13 protein-coding genes are annotated in these 19933 nt (G+C 63.0%); 3 read left to right on the top strand and 10 right to left on the bottom strand.

Annotation, left to right across the window (positions count from 1 at the left end; genetic code table 11):
* Positions 1 to 2: 2 nt before the first annotated feature.
* On the top strand, positions 3 to 527 hold the full coding sequence (locus tag AC6I6U_RS17650) for a DUF2867 domain-containing protein (RefSeq protein ID WP_497877319.1): 525 nt from the start codon (positions 3 to 5) through the stop codon (positions 525 to 527).
* 55 nt (positions 528 to 582) lie between these two features.
* On the opposite strand, the gene ggt is transcribed toward AC6I6U_RS17650, so the two are convergent.
* Entirely contained in the window at positions 583 to 2310 is a 1728-nt protein-coding gene (gene ggt / locus AC6I6U_RS17645) for a gamma-glutamyltransferase (RefSeq protein ID WP_497877318.1), read from the bottom strand.
* A gap of 196 nt (positions 2311 to 2506) precedes the next feature.
* On the opposite strand from ggt, the gene AC6I6U_RS17640 reads away from it, so the two are divergent.
* Positions 2507 to 3970: a SulP family inorganic anion transporter gene (locus AC6I6U_RS17640; protein ID WP_497877317.1), complete on the top strand. Its 1464-nt coding sequence runs from the start codon at positions 2507 to 2509 to the stop codon at positions 3968 to 3970.
* A gap of 17 nt (positions 3971 to 3987) precedes the next feature.
* On the opposite strand, the gene AC6I6U_RS17635 is transcribed toward AC6I6U_RS17640, so the two are convergent.
* The 6 genes from AC6I6U_RS17635 to AC6I6U_RS17610 are packed head-to-tail and all read right to left on the bottom strand — an operon-like array spanning position 3988 to position 15590.
* Positions 3988 to 7335 carry an ImcF-related family protein gene (locus tag AC6I6U_RS17635; RefSeq protein ID WP_497877316.1) on the bottom strand — a complete coding sequence of 1116 codons (3348 nt, stop codon included), beginning with the start codon at positions 7333 to 7335 and terminating at the stop codon, positions 3988 to 3990.
* A 9-nt stretch (positions 7336 to 7344) separates the two neighbouring features.
* Positions 7345 to 8571 (bottom strand): KPHS_23130 family T6SS system protein, encoded by a 1227-nt coding sequence (locus AC6I6U_RS17630; protein WP_497877315.1) that lies wholly within the window; start codon positions 8569 to 8571, stop codon positions 7345 to 7347.
* Positions 8572 to 8573: 2 nt separating this feature from the next.
* Entirely contained in the window at positions 8574 to 9656 is a 1083-nt protein-coding gene (locus tag AC6I6U_RS17625) for an SEL1-like repeat protein (RefSeq protein WP_497877314.1), read from the bottom strand.
* Complete coding sequence (locus AC6I6U_RS17620; protein ID WP_497883052.1) at positions 9653 to 10936, bottom strand: SEL1-like repeat protein; 1284 nt, start codon at positions 10934 to 10936, stop codon at positions 9653 to 9655. The genes AC6I6U_RS17625 and AC6I6U_RS17620 overlap by 4 nt, the downstream gene beginning before the upstream one ends.
* Positions 10936 to 12900 carry a phospholipase D-like domain-containing protein gene (locus AC6I6U_RS17615; RefSeq protein ID WP_497877313.1) on the bottom strand — a complete coding sequence of 655 codons (1965 nt, stop codon included), beginning with the start codon at positions 12898 to 12900 and terminating at the stop codon, positions 10936 to 10938. Before AC6I6U_RS17615 ends, AC6I6U_RS17620 begins: the two co-directional genes overlap by 1 nt.
* Entirely contained in the window at positions 12897 to 15590 is a 2694-nt protein-coding gene (locus tag AC6I6U_RS17610; RefSeq protein WP_497877312.1) for a type VI secretion system Vgr family protein, read from the bottom strand. The genes AC6I6U_RS17615 and AC6I6U_RS17610 overlap by 4 nt, the downstream gene beginning before the upstream one ends.
* A 517-nt stretch (positions 15591 to 16107) precedes the next feature.
* Here AC6I6U_RS17610 and AC6I6U_RS17605 point away from each other — a divergent pair.
* Positions 16108 to 16506, top strand: coding sequence for a hypothetical protein (locus AC6I6U_RS17605; RefSeq protein ID WP_497877311.1), 399 nt, complete (start codon positions 16108 to 16110; stop codon positions 16504 to 16506).
* A gap of 6 nt (positions 16507 to 16512) precedes the next feature.
* On the opposite strand, the gene AC6I6U_RS17600 is transcribed toward AC6I6U_RS17605, so the two are convergent.
* From AC6I6U_RS17600 to AC6I6U_RS17590, 3 genes are all read right to left on the bottom strand, one after another.
* The gene (locus AC6I6U_RS17600) at positions 16513 to 17487 is read right to left on the bottom strand and encodes an arsenic resistance protein (protein WP_497877310.1); all 975 of its coding nucleotides are present in this window, start codon (positions 17485 to 17487) and stop codon (positions 16513 to 16515) included.
* 101 nt (positions 17488 to 17588) lie between these two features.
* A complete protein-coding gene (locus AC6I6U_RS17595; RefSeq protein ID WP_497877309.1) occupies positions 17589 to 18944 on the bottom strand; it encodes an MATE family efflux transporter in 1356 nt (451 codons plus the stop codon).
* A 93-nt stretch (positions 18945 to 19037) separates the two neighbouring features.
* Positions 19038 to 19568, bottom strand: coding sequence for a DUF3087 domain-containing protein (locus tag AC6I6U_RS17590; RefSeq protein WP_497877308.1), 531 nt, complete (start codon positions 19566 to 19568; stop codon positions 19038 to 19040).
* Between the last annotated feature and the right edge of the window lie 365 nt (positions 19569 to 19933).

Raw genomic sequence — 19933 nt, 5'->3', positions numbered from 1 at the left:
TGATGAAGCCCACCGTGCAAACCTGCCCGGTCCCGCCAGATTCATCCATCAATCGTCTGTTGCCCAACGCCGACTTCATCGACAGCCAGTGCATCAGCGATACCCATCTCGACCGTACGGCGCTGCGCCATGCACTGAACATGATGTCGACGACACCAGCCTGGATCGACGGCCTGATGCAGTTGCGCAATCGCCTTGTGGGAGTGTTCGGACTCAAGGATCTCGGGCGCCTGACCCGTATCGACCTGGCACGGGCGGATGCCGATTACCGGGAGAATGACCGCGTGGGGATCTTCACGCTGATCTCCAACCAGCCTGATGAAGTGATGATGGCCGATTGCGACAAGCATCTGGATGTCTATCTGACGCTGCACCGCTCGCCGATCACGCCAGAGGGAACGCGTACCCTGACACTGTCGACGGTGGTCCACATCCATAATCTGCTGGGCCGCCTGTACATGTTGCCGGTGGCGCCGTTTCATCGGCTGATCGTGCCGATCACCCTGAGAAACGTCAGCCGGCACTGAGCCGGTCGGCGGCCCTGGCACGCCCTCCACGCGCCAGGACCGCCAGAGGCCAGGCTCAGTAGCCCAGCGACAACCCGGTGTTGCGCCGCGGGTCATTGGCGCCGTAGAAGCGGTTGTTGCCGACCGGCTTGCCATCGAGCGAAGGCGCACCGACAAGGATCGCCGCCAGGTGATTCAGCGGCTGGGGGCCGGTGAACTTGTGACCCCAACTTTCGAGAATCTTCTGGGTATCCGGGCTGACCGCATAGGTTTCGAGGTTGGTTTCCTCCGGCAGCCATTGCTGGTGGAACCGTGGGGCATCCACCGCTTCCTGGATATTCATCTTGTAATCGATGACATTGAGGATGGTCAGCAGCGTCGCGGTGATGATCCGGCTGCCGCCGGGCGTACCGACCACCATGACGGTCTTGCCGTCCTTGGTGACGATGGTCGGGCTCATCGACGACAACGGCGTCTTGCCGGGCGCGATGGCATTCGCCTCGCCCTGTACCAGGCCATACATGTTCGGCACGCCGACCTTGGAGGTGAAGTCATCCATCTCGTCGTTCAGGATCACCCCGGTCTTGCTCGCCATCACGCCGGCACCGAACCAGTCGTTGAGGGTGTAGGTCACCGAGACCGCATTGCCCCACTTGTCGACGATCGAGTAATGGGTGGTGTTGTTGCCTTCATGGGGCGCCACGCCAGGCTTGAGGTCCTTGGAGATCCCCGCCTTCTGCGGATCGATCGCGGCCCGCAGCTTCTCGGCGTAGGCCTTGTCCAACAGGTGTGCCACCGGGTTCTTGACGAAATCGGGATCGCCCAGGTAGCTGTTGCGGTCGACATAGGCGTGACGCATGGCCTCGATCTGGTAATGCAGGCCCTGGGCGGAGTGATAGCCCAGTTGCTCCATCGGATAGCCTTCGAGGATGTTCATGATCTCGCAGATCACCACGCCACCGGAGCTGGGTGGCGGTGCCGAGACGATATGATAGCCACGATAGTCGCACTCGATGGGCGCCAGTTCGCGGGTCTTGTACTGGTCGAGGTCGGCCTGGGTGATGATGCCCTTGCCGGCCTGGCTCGAATCGACGATGGCCTTGGCGACCCAGCCCTTGTAGAAGCCGTCGGTGCCCTTGGTGGAGATTTCCCGCAAGGTTTTCGCCAGGTCCTTCTGCACCAACTTCTGGCCGACCTGCATCGGCTCGCCCTTGTTCAGGAAGATCGCACCGGAATCGTGGATGTCCTTCTTGAACTCGGCGGTGGCGGTGTGCAGCAGATCGATGTCGCCCTGCTCCAGCGCGAAACCTTCCTCAGCCAGCTTGATCGCCGGGGCGATCACTTCGGCGCGCTTTTTCGTGCCGTATTTTTGCAGCGCCAGTTCCATGCCCGACACAGTTCCCGGGACCGCGACCGCCAGGTGGCCTTTCGAACTCAGGTCGGGGACGACATTGCCGTCCTTGTCCAGGTACATGTTGGCCGTGGCAGCCAACGGCGCCTTTTCGCGGAAGTCGAGGAAGGTCTTGCGACCATCGGCCAGTTGCACGGTCATGAAACCGCCGCCACCGAGGTTGCCTGCTGCCGGGTAGACCACCGCCAGGGCGTAACCGACCGCCACTGCAGCATCGACCGCATTGCCACCAGCCTTGAGCACATCGACACCGACATGGGTGGCCAGGTGCTGCGCCGTGACGACCATGCCGTTCTCCCCGGCGACGGGCGCCTGGGATGCTGCATGAACAGGATTAACAGCCAGAATCAGCGCCGTCGCCAGCAGCGTGCGCGCAAGGGGTTCGAATTTCATGAGCCAATTTCTCTTTTTTTTATTTGCTGGAAACGCAGACTCCTGTCTGCGCGGGCCCTAATCAAGGTAGTCGCTGGGGGCGGATTCACCTAGCACCAATTACCGAGTTTTTGCAGGACCAGTTACATTTCCGTAACATTCCCCGCCTTTCATAGACCCCTCGCTTGCCTCCGCTGGCTCCCACCTCAGGTAAACCATGAAACCCGCCCGCCTACGCGCCGATGTCCTGGCCGGACTCACCACCTCCTTCGCCCTGGTGCCTGAGTGCATCGCCTTTGCCCTGGTCGCCCACCTCAACCCGTTGATGGGCCTGTACGGCGCCTTCATTATCTGCACTCTGACCGCGCTATTCGGTGGCCGGCCGGGCATGATCTCCGGTGCCGCCGGTTCGATGGCCGTGGTAATCGTCGCCCTGGTCGTCCAGCACGGCGTGCAATATCTGCTGGCGACAGTGCTGCTCGGTGGCCTGGTGATGGTTGCGTTCGGCCTGTTGCGCTTGGGCAAGCTGGTGCGGATGGTGCCGCATTCGGTGATGCTCGGCTTCGTCAACGGCCTGGCGATCATCATCGCGCTGGCCCAACTGGAGCAGTTCAAGGACGGCGAAGGCTGGATCACTGGCGAGCCACTGACCGTGATGCTCGGCCTGGTCGCACTGACCATGGCCATCGTCTACCTGCTGCCGCGCCTGAGCCGCGCAGTACCGCCGGCGCTGGTGGCGATCCTGGGGGTCGGCCTGCTGGTCTACCTTTGCGGCCTGCCTACCCGCACCCTGGGCGACATGGCCCATATCGCCGGCGGTCTGCCAATGCCGACGCTACCGCAGGTGCCGTGGAACCTGGAAACCCTGCACATCATCGCGCCCTATGCCGTGCTGATGGCCCTGGTGGGTCTGCTGGAGACCCTACTGACCCTCAACCTCACCGACGAAATCACCGAGACCCGCAGCTACCCGGATCGCGAGTGCACGGCGCTGGGCGTGGCCAACATGGTTTCCGGCCTGTTCGGCGGCATGGGCGGCTGCGCGATGATCGGCCAGACCGTGATCAACCTCAGCTCCGGCGGCCGTGGCCGGCTCTCCGGCGTGGTGGCCGGGGTGATGATCCTGCTGTTCGTGCTGTTCCTGTCGCCGCTGATCGAGCGTATCCCGCTGGCGGCGCTGGTGGGGGTGATGTTCGTGGTGTCCCAGCAGACCTTCGCCTGGGCTTCGTTGCGAGTGTTGAACAAGGTGCCGTTGAACGATGTGCTGGTAATCATCGCCGTCACCGTGATCACGGTGTTTACCGACCTGGCGACCGCGGTGCTGTGCGGCATCCTGATCGCCGCGCTGAACTTCGCCTGGCAACATGCCCGCGAACTGTACGCCGATACCCACGAGGAGCCCGATGGGAGCAAGCTCTACCGCTTGCACGGCACATTGTTCTTCGCCTCGACCACGCCATTCCAGAACCTGTTCGATCCGGCCAACGACCCACAGAAGGTGGTACTGGATTGCCGCCACCTGAGCTTCGTCGACTACTCGGCGATTGCCGCCCTGAAAAGCCTGCGGGATCGCTACACCAAGGCCGGCAAGCACCTGCGGGTCGAACACCTGTCCGAGCGCTGCAAGCAGTTGCTCAAGCGGGCGGGCGTGCAACATGGAAACATCGAGCAGACCGAATAGCCTAAAAGGCTGCAGGCTCATTCGAAACGTTCCTTTCCGGCCAACGGCTCCCCCGACTCGCGGGAAGCGATAAAGATCTGCCTGGGCAGCTTGAAACCGCGCAACTTGAGCAACGCCAGGGGCCCGGCCCCCAACTCGGTGCGCAGGTGCCAGGTCAGGTCCAGGCCGTCGGGGGCCTTGAGCACCAGGCGGTAACGGCTGTCGCCATCGTCCAGCGGCGTGACCCGGGCTTTTTCCAGCAAACGAATCAGCCCCCAGGTGCCCGAATGATCAGCCAACAGTCGTTCACCGGCGTAGATGCTGGTCCAGCTCAGGCTCACGCCGGGATAGTCGCTGCGGCCCGGCCAGTTGAAGCGTTGCCAGCTTTCCTGCTGGTTGAAGTACAGATGCTCCTGGCCATTGAGGATGAAACGGGTCTGCTCCACGTCGCGCACCGCCTTGCCTTGCAGTTCGAAGCCCAGGCCCAGGCCGCCATCGGTGTAGAGCACGTCGGCCAGGTGGCTGAGTTGGTTCACCGCAGTGAGGAACTGCGGATTGACCGTCAGCCCCTGACTGTAGGTGGGGTCGACCACCCACTGGCTGCCGTCCTTGTGCAGCACCCCGCCCAGTTGCCGTTGCAGGAACTGCTCGATGCGCCCCGAGTCGGCGCGAATCATCTGTCCCAGCATGGGCAGCGAGGCGTCGCTGCTGGTGTTCACGAAGGGGTAACGGCCGGTAAATGCCGTCTGCCAGTCACTGACGATCGACTGTTGCCACTGGCGATTGAGGCTGGTCGCCGAGGGTTGCAGCACACGTTGCCAGGCCTGTTCCAGCGGTTGCACGAACAGCGTGCGGCCGACGCTCTCCCACTCCGCGCCCAGGCTGGCGGCGATCAGGCTGGCGTAGGCGCGGGTGTCGGTGAGGTCGATGCGCCTGCCCTGGAATACCGTCTGCGCCAGGCCACGGGCCACGGCCTGCGGATCGGCAGCGGTACTCACCTGCTGCAGTTGCAGGCGCACGCCGGTCACCCGGGTAAGAAAGGCTTGCAGGCTCAAGGTTTCCGGCCCGGCCGAGCCCTCGGAGTGCTTGCCCAGAAGACTCAGCAACGGTCCGAAGGTGGCGTCCAGTGGGCCGGCCAGGCCCTGGGTTTCGAGGGGTATGACCTTGTCCTGCGCCACCAGTTGTTGGGCGGACTGGATCAACGAGTCGGCCAGGGCCTGGCGGCGACCGCCGGCCTGCCCCTGGTAGGCCAGGGTGTTCATCAGCGCGATCAGTGGCGACTGGCGCGTGTCGCTCATCAGGCTCAGTTGCTCGATCACATCACCCAGACTCTCGGCCCGATGCCAGCGCAGGCTGTCGAGAAAATCCAGCCAGGCGCCGGCGTATTCCTGGAAATAGCGTTCGGTGAGGTGTTCCCTGAGCACCTCGGGGGTCAGCGACGGGTCGACGGCGACCGGCCTTTCACTGAGTACCCAGTCGATTTCCTCGCGGCGCGCCCGAGCGACCCGCTCGATGGCCGGGCGCACCTGGCCTTCCCAGGCCTGGCGGGTGAACACCCCCGGTACGCTGGCGGTGGTGGAAAACAGCCCGTGAGTGTCGCCGAGCATTTGTGGCAGGCCCAGGTCCGGGTAATGCGGCGCGGCCTGGTCGAGCACCTGGCGGTATAGGCTGGCTTCGGCATTGCGCTGGCCCAGTTGCCCGAGCAGGACTTGCCGCACCTGCCGGACCAGCAGCGGGTCGGCCTCGATGCGCCAGCCCGGATGAGCCGCCAACTGGTCGGCATAGAACTGCCACAGGCTGGGCGACAGGAGTTCCCACAGGTCTGGGGAAATGCCCTGGCGCAGGGGTTCGAGGCTGCCCAGGGTGCTGGCGAGGAAGTTCGCGTCGACCTTTTCCGGGCGGGCCATCATCAGGTACGCCTTCAGTTGCCGATGGGCCGCCGGGGCTTGGCGAGTGCGCTCGGGGCTGTCCGGGGGCAGTTGGACCAGGGCATGCAACTGTGCCTCCAGGGCCTTCGCGGCCGGGTCGCGGATCAACCGATGGTTGGCCTCGATGTAACGGGGCCACAGGGCGTCGAGCAGGTCGGCGGTCGGGTCCAGGCCGAAGCGCTGGTACCAGGGTGCGCCGTACTCGGCCCGGTGAACCAGGCGACCCAGCACGAGCACCAGATCATTGAGGCTCAGCACTTGTCCGTTGCCATCGCTGGGTTGTTCCAGCGCTGCCAACGACGTGTGGATCTGACCGATCTGGGCGCGGTTGCTGGCTGCGGACAACAGCAGTCCGGCGCCCCACACGGCGGCCAGGGTCAGCAGCGCCACATGACCGACTCGCGTGGCCGGCCAGCCGAGCCGACGCAGCCGCACGCCGCGGTCATCGACGATGCCCTGCCAGCTCGGCGTCGGCGGCCAGAGATGCGCCGCCTCATTGGCCGCGCAGGGCAGCGGCAGGCCGAACCACAGGCCGCGCAGCGGTACGCTTCGGCCCAGCGCGCCGAGCCAGGGCGCCAGGGCCTGGCGCCAACGGGCCATGCCCTCGGCCTCGAGATCGCGGGCCAGACGATAGAGAAAGTCATGGGTCATGACCTGGCGCATCTGCCGCATGCCTTCCCGGCGCAAGGGGGGCAGCAGCGCTTCGAGCCGGGTGTGCAGATCGGCGGCGTTGAACGGCGCCGGCATCAGCGTGCCGACCGGCTGGGTGGTGCGGTCAGCCTGCGACCACTCGCTGTCGCAGACCTGCCACAGGTGCAGCGGCAGTTGCCAATGCAGGTCCTGGGCCAGTTGCCGCAGGTGGCGGGTGCCGTTGCGGATCGCGGTCGGGTCGGCGCTCTGCGTCTTGTTCAGCGCCCAGACCACGCCGTCCAGCGGGCGCCAGCGGCTGAGGCCGTGCCAGTGGCTGAACAGTGCGGGGATGGTTTCGGCGTGGATGTCACCGCCCCAGAGCAGCAGTGCGCCCTCGCCTTCCTGCCACTTCTGCCCGGCCAGGCCAGGGGCGATGGCTTCGATCTGCTCGGGCTCGCCGACGACCAGCAGCAGGCGCAGTTTGCGGCGCCAGAGCCTGCCGTGGTGGTCGTGCAGGTAAGATCGAACTTGCCCAAGCCGATGACTCCCCAGCGCACCAACACCTGCTTGTGTGAACAGCTCTACATCATCCGACACAAGCTGGACATAACCTGCGTGCGCGGCCCCACGTACCCACCAACGGTAAACGGCCACGCCCCCTATCAGGGTAAGGATTGCCACCGCTATCACCAGCCACGCTACGGTTTGCCGGTCATTTTGAGAGGGAGCTTGCAGCCATTCAGGAAAACGCCAACCGCCCAGGAGCAAGGCAGTCCCGGTAATCATCAAGGTGCCAGCCAACTTTCCTATCGAAGATCCAGGTTGCATTCGAGAGTCCTATGCCGAAAGTGATGGCACAGGCGTCAGCACCGTGCTCCAGAGCCCCGACTCGACGGGGCTGTCACCGCTGAAAATGAACTGCGGCCCAGCGTCGCGCTGAAGGGCCTGCGTCGCGGCGGCGATCGCCAACCAGGGTGACGTCTTGCCTGAATGCCCCAGCAACCGGTCGAGGTTGTGCAGTTCCCGTTCGTGCAGCAGCATCGGTGCCGCCCTCAGTACCGTGCTCAGTGCGCCAGCACGTTGCGCACTGACGCCCACGCGCCAGACCCGATCAATGGCCTGCGCCTGCAACGGCACCCAGTCCAGCGCCTGGCGTGCTGCATGGAGCAGGGCCTCGGTGGTGGTTGCGTGCTCCTGCTCCGGACGATGGAGGTGAGCGACAGGCGCCAGAATGTGTTGTGTCAGCCGATTGCCCAGCAGCAACCCGACGGCCACTTCCGCACTGCCCTCAGGTTGCTCGGGTGCAAACTGCAACGCGACCACCAGTAACAAGGCCGGGTCATCGATACGCTGGTCGAGCCAGTGGTCCACTGCACCCAACCCGCTCTGCTCGAGGGGCGCTGTCGACTGACGGATGCCGGACGCCCGCCATGCCTGTTGCCACGTTTGCCGTGATTGATCCGCTGGCAAAATGGTGTCGATCTCCAACAGCAGGGCCAAGGGGGTCGCGTCGGGTAACTGCGCCAGGGTTGGCGACAAATCCGCGAGTACCTGCCCCAGCACGCGCTGCATCGCCTGCGCAGGCTCCTCCCGCCCATCACCCGGTAGACGACTGCGGCACAGCGTGACCGGGTTCAAACGCGAGGGTTGTGGCTTCAGGGGCTTGCGGCCATCGAGCACGGCATCCAGTTGCGTCGTCGGGTCCCCTGGGCCGCGCAAGGCCGTGTGCAGGCTCACGCTCAACACCTGCAGGGAACGCCGACCACGGCGAATCCTGCGCGCCAGATCCTCTTCACGGGCGGCATTCCAGCCCTCGGCGACACTCTGCTGGCCGATATACACCACGGCACGCACAACGAGCAGCAGGCACCAAGCCAGGAGCGGCACCCCCAAGGCCAGCTCCCAGGCGTTCGACAGTTGCTGCTGAAGCGGCTCGGTCCCCCACAACGCTGTCGCGGCGAGGCCCAGTAGCAGAAACGACAACAGCAAGCCCAGCCAGAGCAGGAGACGAGGCCGCGCGGGCCATGGCGCCTCGGCAGGAAGCTGATCCAGTCGGATGGCCATGGCTAGTGCACACTCGCTTTGGGGGTATTAGAGGGGGTAGGGATGAAACCGACCGCTGTCGGCGTAGGGCGGCCAGTGGCGGCTTCGAGGTGCTTGGCTTCGGCCAGCCGGAGGATCAGTGCCTCGCTGGGTTTCTCTGGGGGGATATTCGCCAACCGTTCTTCCAGCCATTGCAGCTTGCCGTCCCAAGGGGGCAGCCTGGCCGGTGGCAGGGGCAGGATTTCATTGATTTCGGGGACCTTGGGGTTGGCGTAGGAGTACCTGGCAAGGATGCGCCAGATGGTTTTGTATCGCTCGGCGCGTTCGAGGTCTTCCTGTTGGTCCAGATAGTGGATTTGATTAGTCGCGGGAGGACCACGAAATGCTTTCTCTAAACGACCTGCAGCGCTCTCGTTACCTGCAACAACCCCCATCTGGAAAATCTCAAGTGCCTCTTGATATTGCTCCTTGTATTTAAGATAGATACCCAAAGTGCTGGCAGCCTCGCCATGCCCTTGCTCGGCAGCACAACGGTACATGGAGATACCTACTTCCCGAGAGGAATCGACCGAATCAAGTTTTTCCCCCACGTAGAACTGGGCCAAGGCACTGCCTTCGTCGGCCGCCTTGCGAAAATAACGCAGTGACATATCCGGGTCCGCCCTCAACCCGGCCGAGCCATTTTTCAGGAAGATGCCAACAAAATAGTAACCGGTCGCCACCCCCGCATCGATCAGTTCCTGGCTCAGGCGCCGATGTTCTTCGCCCAGCAGCGCGAACTGACCGCGCATACTGCCGTTCTGCAAATTGATATTGGCCTTGTAATGGCCATGTTCGGCGGCAATGCGATACAACCGTTCGACCTCGGCATCGACACTCTTGTCTTCCTTGAGCTGGTTGTTCTTCTGTAGCCAGCGGGCGTACTGGAACAGCACATCAGCTTCGGCTGACGGCTCCGGGATGGTTTCATGCACGCAGGTGAAAGCCAGCTTGGCCTTGATATCGGAAAGAGGTCTCACATCGACCTGCTGCTTGTCCACGCTGGAAGCGTCGCAACCCAGCAACAAGGTGCTCAAGAGCCCGAACAACAAATACCGGCGGCTCATCCGTACAGCTCCCATTCGATCTCCTCCACCCTGACCATCAGCTTGTCCGGGAGCAGGAAGCGAGGGCGACGGTATTGAACCTTCAGCGTCGGCAGGATCTCGCCCTGCTCGAAACGCCGGATGGTTTTATCCTCAAAACGCAACATGTACTGGTTGGCAATGCGGATGGCTTGCCAGTAGCCGGTTTGCGGGCAGGGCTGGCCGCTGTTGCAGGTGGGCGCCCGAATGCCCGCGCGGACAAAGCCGACCGCTGTCGGCGTAGGGCGGCCGGTGGCGGCTTCGAGGTGCTTGGCTTCGGCCAGCCGGCGGATCAGTGCCTCGCTGGGTTTCTCTGGGGGGATATTCGCCAACCGTTCTTCCAGCCATTGCAGCTTGCCGTCCCAAGGGGGCAGCCTGGCCGGTGGCAGGGGCAGGATTTCATTGATTTCGGGGACCTTGGGGTTGGCGTAGGAGTAGTTCGCCAACACTCGCCAGATTTTTTCATAGCGATCGGCGCGTTCGAGGTCTTCCTGTTGGTCCAGATAGTGGATTTGATTAGTCGCGGGAGGACCACGAAAAGCTTTCTCTAAACGACCTGCAGCGCTCTCGTTACCTGCAACAACCCCCATCTGAAATACCTCAAGCGCCTCTTGGTACTGCTCCTCATGCTTGAGATAGATACCCAAAGTTTTAGCAGCCTTGCCATGTCCTTGCTCGGCAGCACAACGGTACATGGAGATACCCACTTCCCGAGAGGAATCGACCGAATCAAGTTTTTCCCCCACGTAGAACTGGGCCAAGGCACTGCCTTCATCGGCCGCCTTGCGAAAGTAACGCAGCGACATATCCGGATCCCCCCTCAACCCGGCCGAGCCATTTTTCAGGAAGATGCCAACCAGGTAGTAACCGGTCGCCACCCCCGCATCGATCAGTTCCTGGCTCAGGCGCCGATGTTCTTCGCCCAGCAGCGCAAACTGACCGCGCATGCTGCCGTTCTGCAAATTGATATTGGCCTTGTAATGGCCATGTTCGGCAGCGATGCGATACAACCGTTCGATCTCGGCATCGACACTCTTGTCTTCCTTGAGCTGGTTGTTCTTTTGTAGCCAGCGGGCGTACTGGAACAGCACATCAGCTTCGGCTGGCGGCTCGGGGATGGTTTCATGCACGCAGGTGAAAGCCAGATTGGCCTTGATATCGGAGAGTGGGCTCACGGAAATGTCCTTGCTCGAGTGACTCGGGAGGTTGCCGCCATCACAGGCGACCAGCAGCAGGCTGGATAAAAGGAGGATCAGGCGCATCAATCGAGGTTCTCCAGTTTGGTTTCGTTGTAATAAAACTCGACAAGAGAAGCGCAGGGGGTCAGTTTTTTGCTCTGAAAGCGTTTGTTTTCATCAATGATTTCCTGCCAAGCCTCAAACGCCTTCGCCGGATCATCCTGCTCCTCCCACTTCTCCGCCTCCTTTGGATCATCCTTCTCCCCCGGCTTCTTCGTATGCAGCCTCCACAACCTCCGCCGCAAACGCTGTGTCACGCTCGCCCACTCATGGGCAATGTTCAGCTCGCTGTCGACCTGCATGCTGCGGGTGTTGATATTGGCCGAGCCGTGGGTGGTGAACGTGTCGTCGACGATCATCAACTTGGAATGGATGTACACCGGCATCCACCGCTCGCCCGGCGGGGAATCCGGTGCCACCAGCGAGCATATGTGGACTTTCAGGCCCGGGCGCTCCTGCGGGGTGAGCGTACTTTCCTCGATCTCGCGGATGCGGCGGTCGAGGGCCATCTGCCGCCCACTGTCATTGTTGACACGATCCAGGGCCGCCTCCTTGGCCTTGGCGCTGACGTCAGTACCGCCCAAGGCGTCGATCAGGCTGGTCAGCTTGACCAGGGCCTGTTCCTCGAGCCTCTCGGTCACGCTCTGTTGCTGCTCGGACGCTTCGGCCCGGGCCTTTTCGATCAGCCGCAACTTGCTGATGGCCGGCATGGTATCGGCACGCCCCAGGCTCTCGAGCATGCGGTAGGTATTGACCGTGCCGGCGCCCACGCCGTCGGTGGTGTCATTGGTGACCACGAACAGGTGCAGCGCGCCATGCCGGCCAGGATCGCGGCCGGCCTTGCTGAGGGTGGCCGCCACCAACTTGATCAGCTCAGCCAGCGGTGGCCAGCGAAAGTACTGGTTCTCGATGTAGATGAACTGGGTCGCGTTGTTCACCGCCTGCAGATAGGCCTGCTCGATATCGCGCTTGTCCTCCTGCGGTTGGGTACGCAGTACCTGGGCCATCTGCAGGGGGACCTCGGAGGGCAGCGGCAGCGGCGGGCCGATGCGTTTGGCCGCGCGTAGCGCGAGCAGGTCCTCGCCGGTTTCCTTGTGCCAGGCGCTGGCGAAGTTGTGGTGCAGGTGCTCCAGGATCGGCCCGCTGACCTGGCTGGAAATATCCTGGCGCGGGGTGTCGCCTCGCGGGCCTCTGTCGGGTGCCGGTTTGGTCTGCGGGCTGCGGTTCAAGGCTGAATGCTTGTCGGTGTCCCAGTACTCGTCGAGCAGGTTGTGTCCCATGACGAAGCCGATGACGCCATCGGAGCATTCGTAGTCGACCAGCACCATTTTCTGGTGATGGGTGGGCGCGGCGGTCAGGGTCAGTTGCGTGCTGAGGCTGAGCTGCGGATCGAGACTGGCGCGTCTGGTCTGGTGATTGATTTCAGCCCGCTCGGACAGGTCGAAACCGCGGCTGACGAAGATGGGAATGTTGCGCGCCTCGCGCAGCGCGGCAGCCATGTTGTCGACGGCGGCGCAGCGGGCAAACCATTCACGGTCGAAGGCGTACTGGTCCTGCGTGGAACGCTGCATGGCACGGTCCATGATGCGCACCGGGCCCTTGCCGGGCAGGTTGGCTTCGCCGGCGACACCGGCGGAGTTGAACGGCATTTCCCAACCCAGAATCCGCACTTCCACCCCTTTGCGGGCCTTTTCCATGAGCAGGTCGCCAAGGCACGGCTCCTTGCCGTCGCGGATCAGGTACATCGACGGCTGGAAGCCCCAGCAGATGATATCGACCGAGCGCTTGGCCTGGGCAATGGCCAGGTGTACGGCCTTGAAGGCTTCCTCACCATTGATCAATGGCCGGTAGGTCGCCGGCATCGGCGGGTATTCGGTCTCCTGCACGTACCAGGGCGGGGTGCAGACCGCTCGCTGGGTGTGCTTGAGCGCGATGGGCACCACGATTTCGTACTTTCTGATGGGGGGTATCGTTATTTCCTGGCTCATTGCACGTCCTCTGGCGGGGGAATGGCGGCGTCCACGACAGCTTCATACGTGGCCCGATGATCCGGGGCATCGCCTGGCGAGCGATGCTTATGCAGGCCGCGATTGGCTTGCGGCCCCTGGGCCGGGTTGTCGTAGTCTTCTGGAACCGGCAACTGGTACTGCACGCCGTTGGCCAGTTCCAGGCGGTATTGCCGGGTCACGGCCTGGTGCTCTATCGCCAGTTGCTGCGCCTCATCCAGCACGCCCTCCTGCAGCAGGGCGCCATCGGCGAAGAGCTTGTAGGGCATACCGGCCCAGCCGCCCAGTTGATTGGCCGCACGCGGCATATCGAACCGCAACGCCTGCCCGAACTGGCTGGCTGGATAATCGGGGTGGGCTGCTCGCAGAGCGGACGGCCCGCTACACTCCAGATACGCGGACTTGATGAGATGGTCCCCCTGGGTGCCGGACTCGATGCCGCTGGGCTCCAGCGTGAGGTAACTGCCCCCGCCATTGAGGACGATCTTCTTTTTCGCGGTGATATGGATCTCGTCTTCGCTGCTGGTGATCTCCAGGCCATGCCGGGCCAGCAATTGCAGGCGGTCGTTCTGTGCCTGCACGCTGACCGGGCCCTGGTTGGCGACCAGCCTGATCCCCAGCTTGCGCACGAACAGGCTGAGCCCCTGTCCCACCCCGATGAACAGTTGCTTGAGTACGCTGATATCGGCCTGGGCGCCGGCGTTGATCATCAGGTTTTCCTGCGCCGCCAGTTGCAGGTGCCGACCGCTGCTCAGGGCAATCCCTTGGGGCGCACTGAGCAGCAACACGGATGACTTGAGCTGTTCCAGGTCCTGGCGCAGCAGGTCCAGTTGCGCCTGCACGCCGGCCGGCTCGGCGTTGGCGGCCTGGGCATCGGCGGAGAGTTGCTGCAACTGCTCGCCAGCCTGCTGCAGACGCTCCAGCGCGGCCTCCATCTGCAGTTGCGGACCCTTCGCCTTCTCCTGTTTATCAGCACTGATAAACACCCCCCTGCCCCCCCGAATCGCCCCCCAATCATCGGTGCGCAACTCAAAGCCTTCCCCGCGCTTGTTCTTCGCCGCATCCACCAGATGCCCCAGGTTCAGCTGGCTCTTGCCGCCATACTCGGTGCTGAGCTTCACATGTTCCTGCCCGCGCAAGTCCTCCATGCGCAGCTTGTTGTTGGCCGGGGTACGCAGCACGTTGCGGCTGTGGTCGCGCCGATTGAAGGTCACGTGGTCCGGCCGGTCGCTGTCGTGCAGCGCATGGGCGATATACGGCCGGTCCGGGTCGCCCTGCTCGAAGGCCACCGCCACTTCGGTGCCGGCGATCAGCGGCAGGTGCAGGCCGTGGGTTTCGCCGGCATAGGGTCGCGCCAGGCGCAGCCAGCCGCTTTCCTGCCCCGTCGGCCAGGGCTCGCGGTCGAACAGGAAATGCACCCGGTAGCGGCCTTCGAAGTCGATCTCGGCGTAGCGGTGGGTCTTGTCCGGGTGGCTGACCCGGGCCGGCAGGGTGCCGGCGATCTTCGGCCGGGGCAGCACGGGCGGGCGGAAGCAGATGCGTTCCGCGTAAGGCATGGCCTCGAAGCTGACTTCCAGGCTGCGGTCGCGCGCGGCCTCCAGCAGCAGGCGGGTGATCACCGCACCCGGCTCGAAGGCCTGCGGCGCCCCGCCACTGATGTTCAGCACCTGGCCGGGCGCCAGGCCCGCCTGGCTGCTGTGGCCGCTCAGGCGGGTGCGCTCGTTGAAGTAGCGCTCGTGACGCAGCCGGGCATAGAAGAAGCCGCTTTCGCTTTGCAGGTCTTCGTCCTGGGCATAGGCATCGCCCAGCACCCGATAGGCTTCGGCGTAGTGGTAGGCCTCGCCGTAGGTGCCCAGGGCCCCACGGCTCTGGTCGACCTCGCCATCGAGGTGGGCGTGGGCCTCACGGTGGTGGTAGGCACGAACGCTGACGCTCTTTTCCACCACCCGGTGGCGGCACTGCAAGCCCCACACGCTGTCCTCGCCGAGGCTGCTCAGGCCCGAGGACGGGCGACAGGGCAACTCGATCCGCGGCTTGGCGTAGCCACGCTGGTCGTCGTGGAACTCGACGACATCAATCATCAGGCGCTCGTCGTGGCGGAAGCAGTACCAGATGCCGACCTCGGCCAGCAGCCGGGCAATGAACGCCAGGTCGCTCTCGTCGTACTGCATGACCTGCTCGCGCCGGGGGTATTCGCGCACCAGTTGGAAGTGAAAGTCCTGGCCGTAGAATTCATGGCGGCCGCGCAGGATATGCTCGACGATTTCCGGCACCGAACGTTGCTGGTAGAGACGAAATTGCTTGCCCCGCTCCAGCAGGGCCAGGTGCGGCTGCAGGGTGATCTGGTAGCGGGCCTCGTCGCGGGACGCGGACAGGCGCTGGAAGTCGGTGATCACCCCGAACACGCTGCGCAGCGGCTTGATCTCGGGCTCCTTCAGGCCCGGGATGTTCAGGCGTTTGACCGGCATCGGCCACAGGCTGAAGCCGGCGTCGCGACCGAGGATGCTTTCGACCGCGAGGTCCTGTGCGGTGCAGGTGAACTCCACCGTATAGGCGAACGGTTGGCTCAGCTGTTCCTCGCCCTTGAAGGCCAGCACGTCGAGGCTGGCATCCAGGTCACGGACCTCGAGCTTGTGGCGGCTGTGGTCGAAGAAGATGGGCGGTTGGGGCATGGTCAGGCCTCCATGGCGGTGGGTTCGGTGTGGTAACCGTGGCCCGCAACCGCCCATTTCTAGAGGCGTAGACTAAACACTGACGCGTACGGGGACGGTTTCTTCCCCGGCACGATGAATGATCCGAAATGCCTGTTCCATCCCTTGGAACATTGTTCGGACAGTTCCTGCTTGTTTACAGAAACAACCTACAAGCCATCTCTTTGACAAGCACCCCGCTCTCTGGAGCTGGCCTTCACTAAAATGGTCCACAGACACTCAAGGGGCTGCTAATCCCATCTGCGATCACAACCATTGCGACACCCTCTCACCGGGTGCGGCTTGTTTATTCGATCAACCCCATCATACGAACTTGCTGACAACAACCAGAACAATGGCTTGGAAATATCGAGACAAGGCTGACAAGACTCGGAACAACTCTCCTGCACAATCTGCAAGGCACGGAAACACCCCTCCCACCTGCCAGTTTCAGTCAGTCACCACTGATGAAAAGCGTAATGAAACAAGGAATGTCAGGATGAAAGCCCTTCTATTGATGATCGCCGGCCTGCCCCTGGTCGCTTGCGGCAGCGACACCCCGCCAACCGTCGATGCGGTACTCGATGCCCTGAAAGCCAACGGTGTGCCCTTCGGGGCCGTGAGCTACCCCAAACGCAAACCCCTCAGCCTGCTGCCCAACACCTACAAGGAACGGGTGGAAGTGGCCTTTCCGAGCATAGCCCCCAAGGGCGGCCAGTTCTTCGTCTGCGAAACGCGCGAATACTGCGATCACCTGCAGGAACATTTTCATGCCCTGCGGGCCCTGGCAGGCCCGCATGTCTATCGTTCGAGAAGCGGCCGGGTCCTGGCGCAGCTCTATAGCACGCTGGAACAACCGGTCGCCAACCAGATCCGTGCCGCCATCGAGGATCTGTAGAAAAGCTCAGTTTGACGAGTCATCCTTGCGCCAGACCAGTACCGGGATGGCACGGATGTAGATCAGCTCCCCCACCAGTTCGACCAGGGTCTGGGTGATCACGGCCGCAGCCGCCAGGCTGCGAATGTCCTCGGGCAACGCCAGGGCCAGTGGCAGCACCACCAGCGAGTTGCGGGTGGAGGCACTGAAGACCACCGCCCGTGCGGGGCTGGCCGGAAGTCGGCAAAGACGTGCGGCCAGCCCCCCCAGCAGCGGTGCCAGCAGCATGAAGCCCAGATACACCGGCAGCACCGGCGCGAGACGATCGATATCGCGCACCACTGCCGCAATCTGCGAACCGACCACCGCCACCAACACCGCAGCCATCGCCGGCACTGGCAGCCAGGCCCAGATATCGCTCCAGGCGGTGACGACCCGCGAGCGCCGGGCCAGTGCCGAAGTCATCAGGGCCAGCAACAGCGGCGCGACGATCAGCATGAGAAAGGCCACGACGAAAGGTTCGACCGATATCACCACGGCAGATTGGCCATCGAGCATGAATGCCAGGTATACCGGCAACAGCATCAGCTGAAGCAGCAGCAGGATCGGCGTTGCCGCCAGCACCAGTTGCGAATCGCCCTTGCCGATATGGGTGAACACCACCGCATAGTCGATGCAGGGCGTCAGCAACACCAGCAGCGCGCCCACCAGAATCGCCGGATGCCCCACCAGTCCACGGCTCAACCCCCAGACCAGCAGCGGGACCAATACGAAGTTGGCGAGCAGCAGTGCCGCCATGAAGCCCTGGTTACCCAGGCCCCGGCGCAGGTCGAGAAAGGGAATCTGCAGGAACATCGCGTACATCAGCACCGCGATGCCCGGTGTTACCAGGGCAGCAAGGCCCTGGGCAATGCCTGGAGACATCAACCCGACCAGCATCGCGGCGATCACCGCGATGAAGTAGACCGGTATCTGGTTCTGCTCAAGTATGTCTCGATTCAAGCTGCGTCCTCCTGTCGCAAAAGGCCGTCAGCCTAGGTTTGCCGCCATGCTATCCAACCAGGGCGGCGCTCGTCGTGAAACCGGGCCCGAGCAGCGAGCGCTCAGATCAGGCGCTCGATCCGCTTGTGCCGCCAGACCAACTGGTAATAGGCCACCTGCAACAACAGCATGCCGATATAGGCCGCCGGGAACGCCATCCATACACCCTCGAGCCCCAGGCGGGCATCGAGCAGGTAGGCCACCGGCAACTCTATCCCGACGATGCAGAAAATGATGATCAGCACCGGCGCCATTACCGTGCCGCTGGCCCGCATGATGCCGCCGATCAGTGCCTGGAAGCCGAAGATCAGCAGGCTCCAGAGCAGGATATGCAACAGGTGCTCGGCGGTTGCACGAGTCTGCGGGTCGGTGATGAACAGCCCCAGCAGCCAATGGGAAAGACCGTACCCCAGTACGATCAACCCGCCGGTCAGGCAGGTGTTGATCAGCATGCCCGTGCGCAGGATCGGCCCGATCCGCTCCAGCCGCCCTGCCCCGATGGCTTGCGCACCGAGAATCGAAGCGGTGATGGCAATCGACAGCGCCGGGAACTGCACGTAGTTGACGATCTGCGTCACCGCGCCATAAGCCGCCGTGGCCTGGGAGCCGTGATGATTGACCAGCGACAGGATCACCAGCTCGGACACCGACAGCACAATCATCTGCAGACCGGTCGGCAGGCCGATACGCAGGACCTTGCCGAGGATTTCCCGGTCCAGGCGCATCGCTACCAGCATCGCCCGGTCCGGCGCCATCACGCTGCTCTTTTGCCGTAAACGCAGACCGAGGAACAACATGGCACAAGCCGTACTCACCAGGCCGGCCAGGGCGGCACTCTGGATGCCCATTTGCGGCAGGCCCAGCCAGCCACGGATCAGCGCCGGAGTCAGCAAGAGGCCGATGCCGGTGGAGACCAGCAGCGCCAGCAAGGGCGACAGCGTATCGCTGATACCGCGCAATAGTTGGGTGAACAGGATGAAGATCAGCAGCAGCGGCATCGTCAGCATCATCACCCGCGCATAGCCGACCGCGTCATCCAGCACATCGGCAGGCGTGCCCAGCCCTTGCAGGGCCGGTCGGGCGAAAATGCTTCCGAGCACCGCCGCCACCAGCCCGATCAGCATGCCCAGGGTCAGGGTCGCGCCCACCACGGCCTTGACCGCATGCGGTTCCCGCGCGCCCCAGGCCTGCCCGATCAGCACCGACGCACCAGCCCCCAGGCCGATGATCAGGGCAATGAAGAAAAACACCACCGGGAACATCCCGGACACCGCTGCCAGGGCTTCGGTACCCAGCATCTGACCGATATAGATGCTGTTCAGGGTACCGGAGAACGATTGCAGGAAGTTGGACAGCACCATGGGTGCCAGGAAAATCAGATAGACCTGCCAGAGAGGGCGTTGCGGGGGTGGCTGCATGTAGGACTCGGATCTCGGATGAGGTACATCGACGTAGGCGCCGACTCTATCTTATAGAAGATGCCGAGGGGAGCTTGCGTCACATGTTCCACTTCAAGGGGAAGGATATTTCCCGACGAGGTCCAGCCATTGCGGGTCAAGCCTGGACTGTTCCGGATCGAGGCCCTGCACCTGCATGGCGGCCTTGTGCTGGGCTATCTCCTGCGCCATCTGGTCGAGGCTGCTGCTATTGCCGTCCAGCCGGTGCATCTGGTTCAGCCCCAGGTGATAGAACCGCAGGAGCTTCATTGCCGTCGGATCGTTGGCCTGCACGCCCGCCTTCACCCGGTGCATGACATTGGTGACGCGCATCAGGCTGCGCTTGAGCTGCCAGCCGTAGACAGCCGCGGCCATCCAGGGTTGCGACCAGAACACCTGGCGCACCAGCAGCGTCATCACCAGTACCGCAGCCAGCACTCCACCTGCATTGAAGCGGAAGTTGTCGCCACCCGGCGTGCCAAGGAGCATGACCGCCAGCCCGGAAAGCAACATCGCCAACGCCACGAAAACCGCAGCAATGATCAGCGTGCTGCGACGGGTCTGTTGCCGATAGGTCTCGGGGTCCAATGGTTTTATTTCGAACATCGATACGGTGCGCCTGAGGTGGAGAGATCCCCGCATTATGCTGCCTTGCAAGCGAGACAGGGGGCGGCCAGGTCAATGAAAAGTGTTTTCAGAGGGCGGACGCAACGTTTAATTGCATGCAGACAGCTAGGCAATAACCTACAAAACCTGAAGAACGGCCTGATCATCATCTGCGTCGCGATACCGCTGCTCAAGCTCGCGTTCGACCTGCTGGCACGCTAGCCGGAAACTCTCGGGCCAGAGCGGCAGCGTCATCATTTCGATTGATCATTCAAATCGTAAAACGGAATTTTTAATTTGCGTCCGTTCCCGACAGGATAAGCCACCTCGAACAACCTGTCGGACGCACCACCATGAACCTCAAC

The sequence above is a fragment of the Pseudomonas sp. UTLPPB19802 genome (assembly GCF_059730225.1).
Note: the sequence above shows the minus strand (reverse complement) of the source record. Positions and strands in the feature narration are given on the sequence as shown.

Excerpts from the sequence above, each read along its gene's own strand:
- AC6I6U_RS17650 (WP_497877319.1), top strand. The coding sequence starts at position 3 with ATGAAGCCCACCGTGCAAACCTGCCCGGTCCCGCCAGATTCATCCATC.
- ggt (WP_497877318.1), bottom strand. The coding sequence starts at position 2,310 with ATGAAATTCGAACCCCTTGCGCGCACGCTGCTGGCGACGGCGCTGATT.
- AC6I6U_RS17640 (WP_497877317.1), top strand. The coding sequence starts at position 2,507 with ATGAAACCCGCCCGCCTACGCGCCGATGTCCTGGCCGGACTCACCACC.
- AC6I6U_RS17635 (WP_497877316.1), bottom strand. The coding sequence starts at position 7,335 with ATGCAACCTGGATCTTCGATAGGAAAGTTGGCTGGCACCTTGATGATT.
- AC6I6U_RS17630 (WP_497877315.1), bottom strand. The coding sequence starts at position 8,571 with ATGGCCATCCGACTGGATCAGCTTCCTGCCGAGGCGCCATGGCCCGCG.
- AC6I6U_RS17625 (WP_497877314.1), bottom strand. The coding sequence starts at position 9,656 with ATGAGCCGCCGGTATTTGTTGTTCGGGCTCTTGAGCACCTTGTTGCTG.
- AC6I6U_RS17620 (WP_497883052.1), bottom strand. The coding sequence starts at position 10,936 with ATGCGCCTGATCCTCCTTTTATCCAGCCTGCTGCTGGTCGCCTGTGAT.
- AC6I6U_RS17615 (WP_497877313.1), bottom strand. The coding sequence starts at position 12,900 with ATGAGCCAGGAAATAACGATACCCCCCATCAGAAAGTACGAAATCGTG.
- AC6I6U_RS17610 (WP_497877312.1), bottom strand. The coding sequence starts at position 15,590 with ATGCCCCAACCGCCCATCTTCTTCGACCACAGCCGCCACAAGCTCGAG.
- AC6I6U_RS17605 (WP_497877311.1), top strand. The coding sequence starts at position 16,108 with ATGAAAGCCCTTCTATTGATGATCGCCGGCCTGCCCCTGGTCGCTTGC.
- AC6I6U_RS17595 (WP_497877309.1), bottom strand. The coding sequence starts at position 18,944 with ATGCAGCCACCCCCGCAACGCCCTCTCTGGCAGGTCTATCTGATTTTC.
- AC6I6U_RS17590 (WP_497877308.1), bottom strand. The coding sequence starts at position 19,568 with ATGTTCGAAATAAAACCATTGGACCCCGAGACCTATCGGCAACAGACC.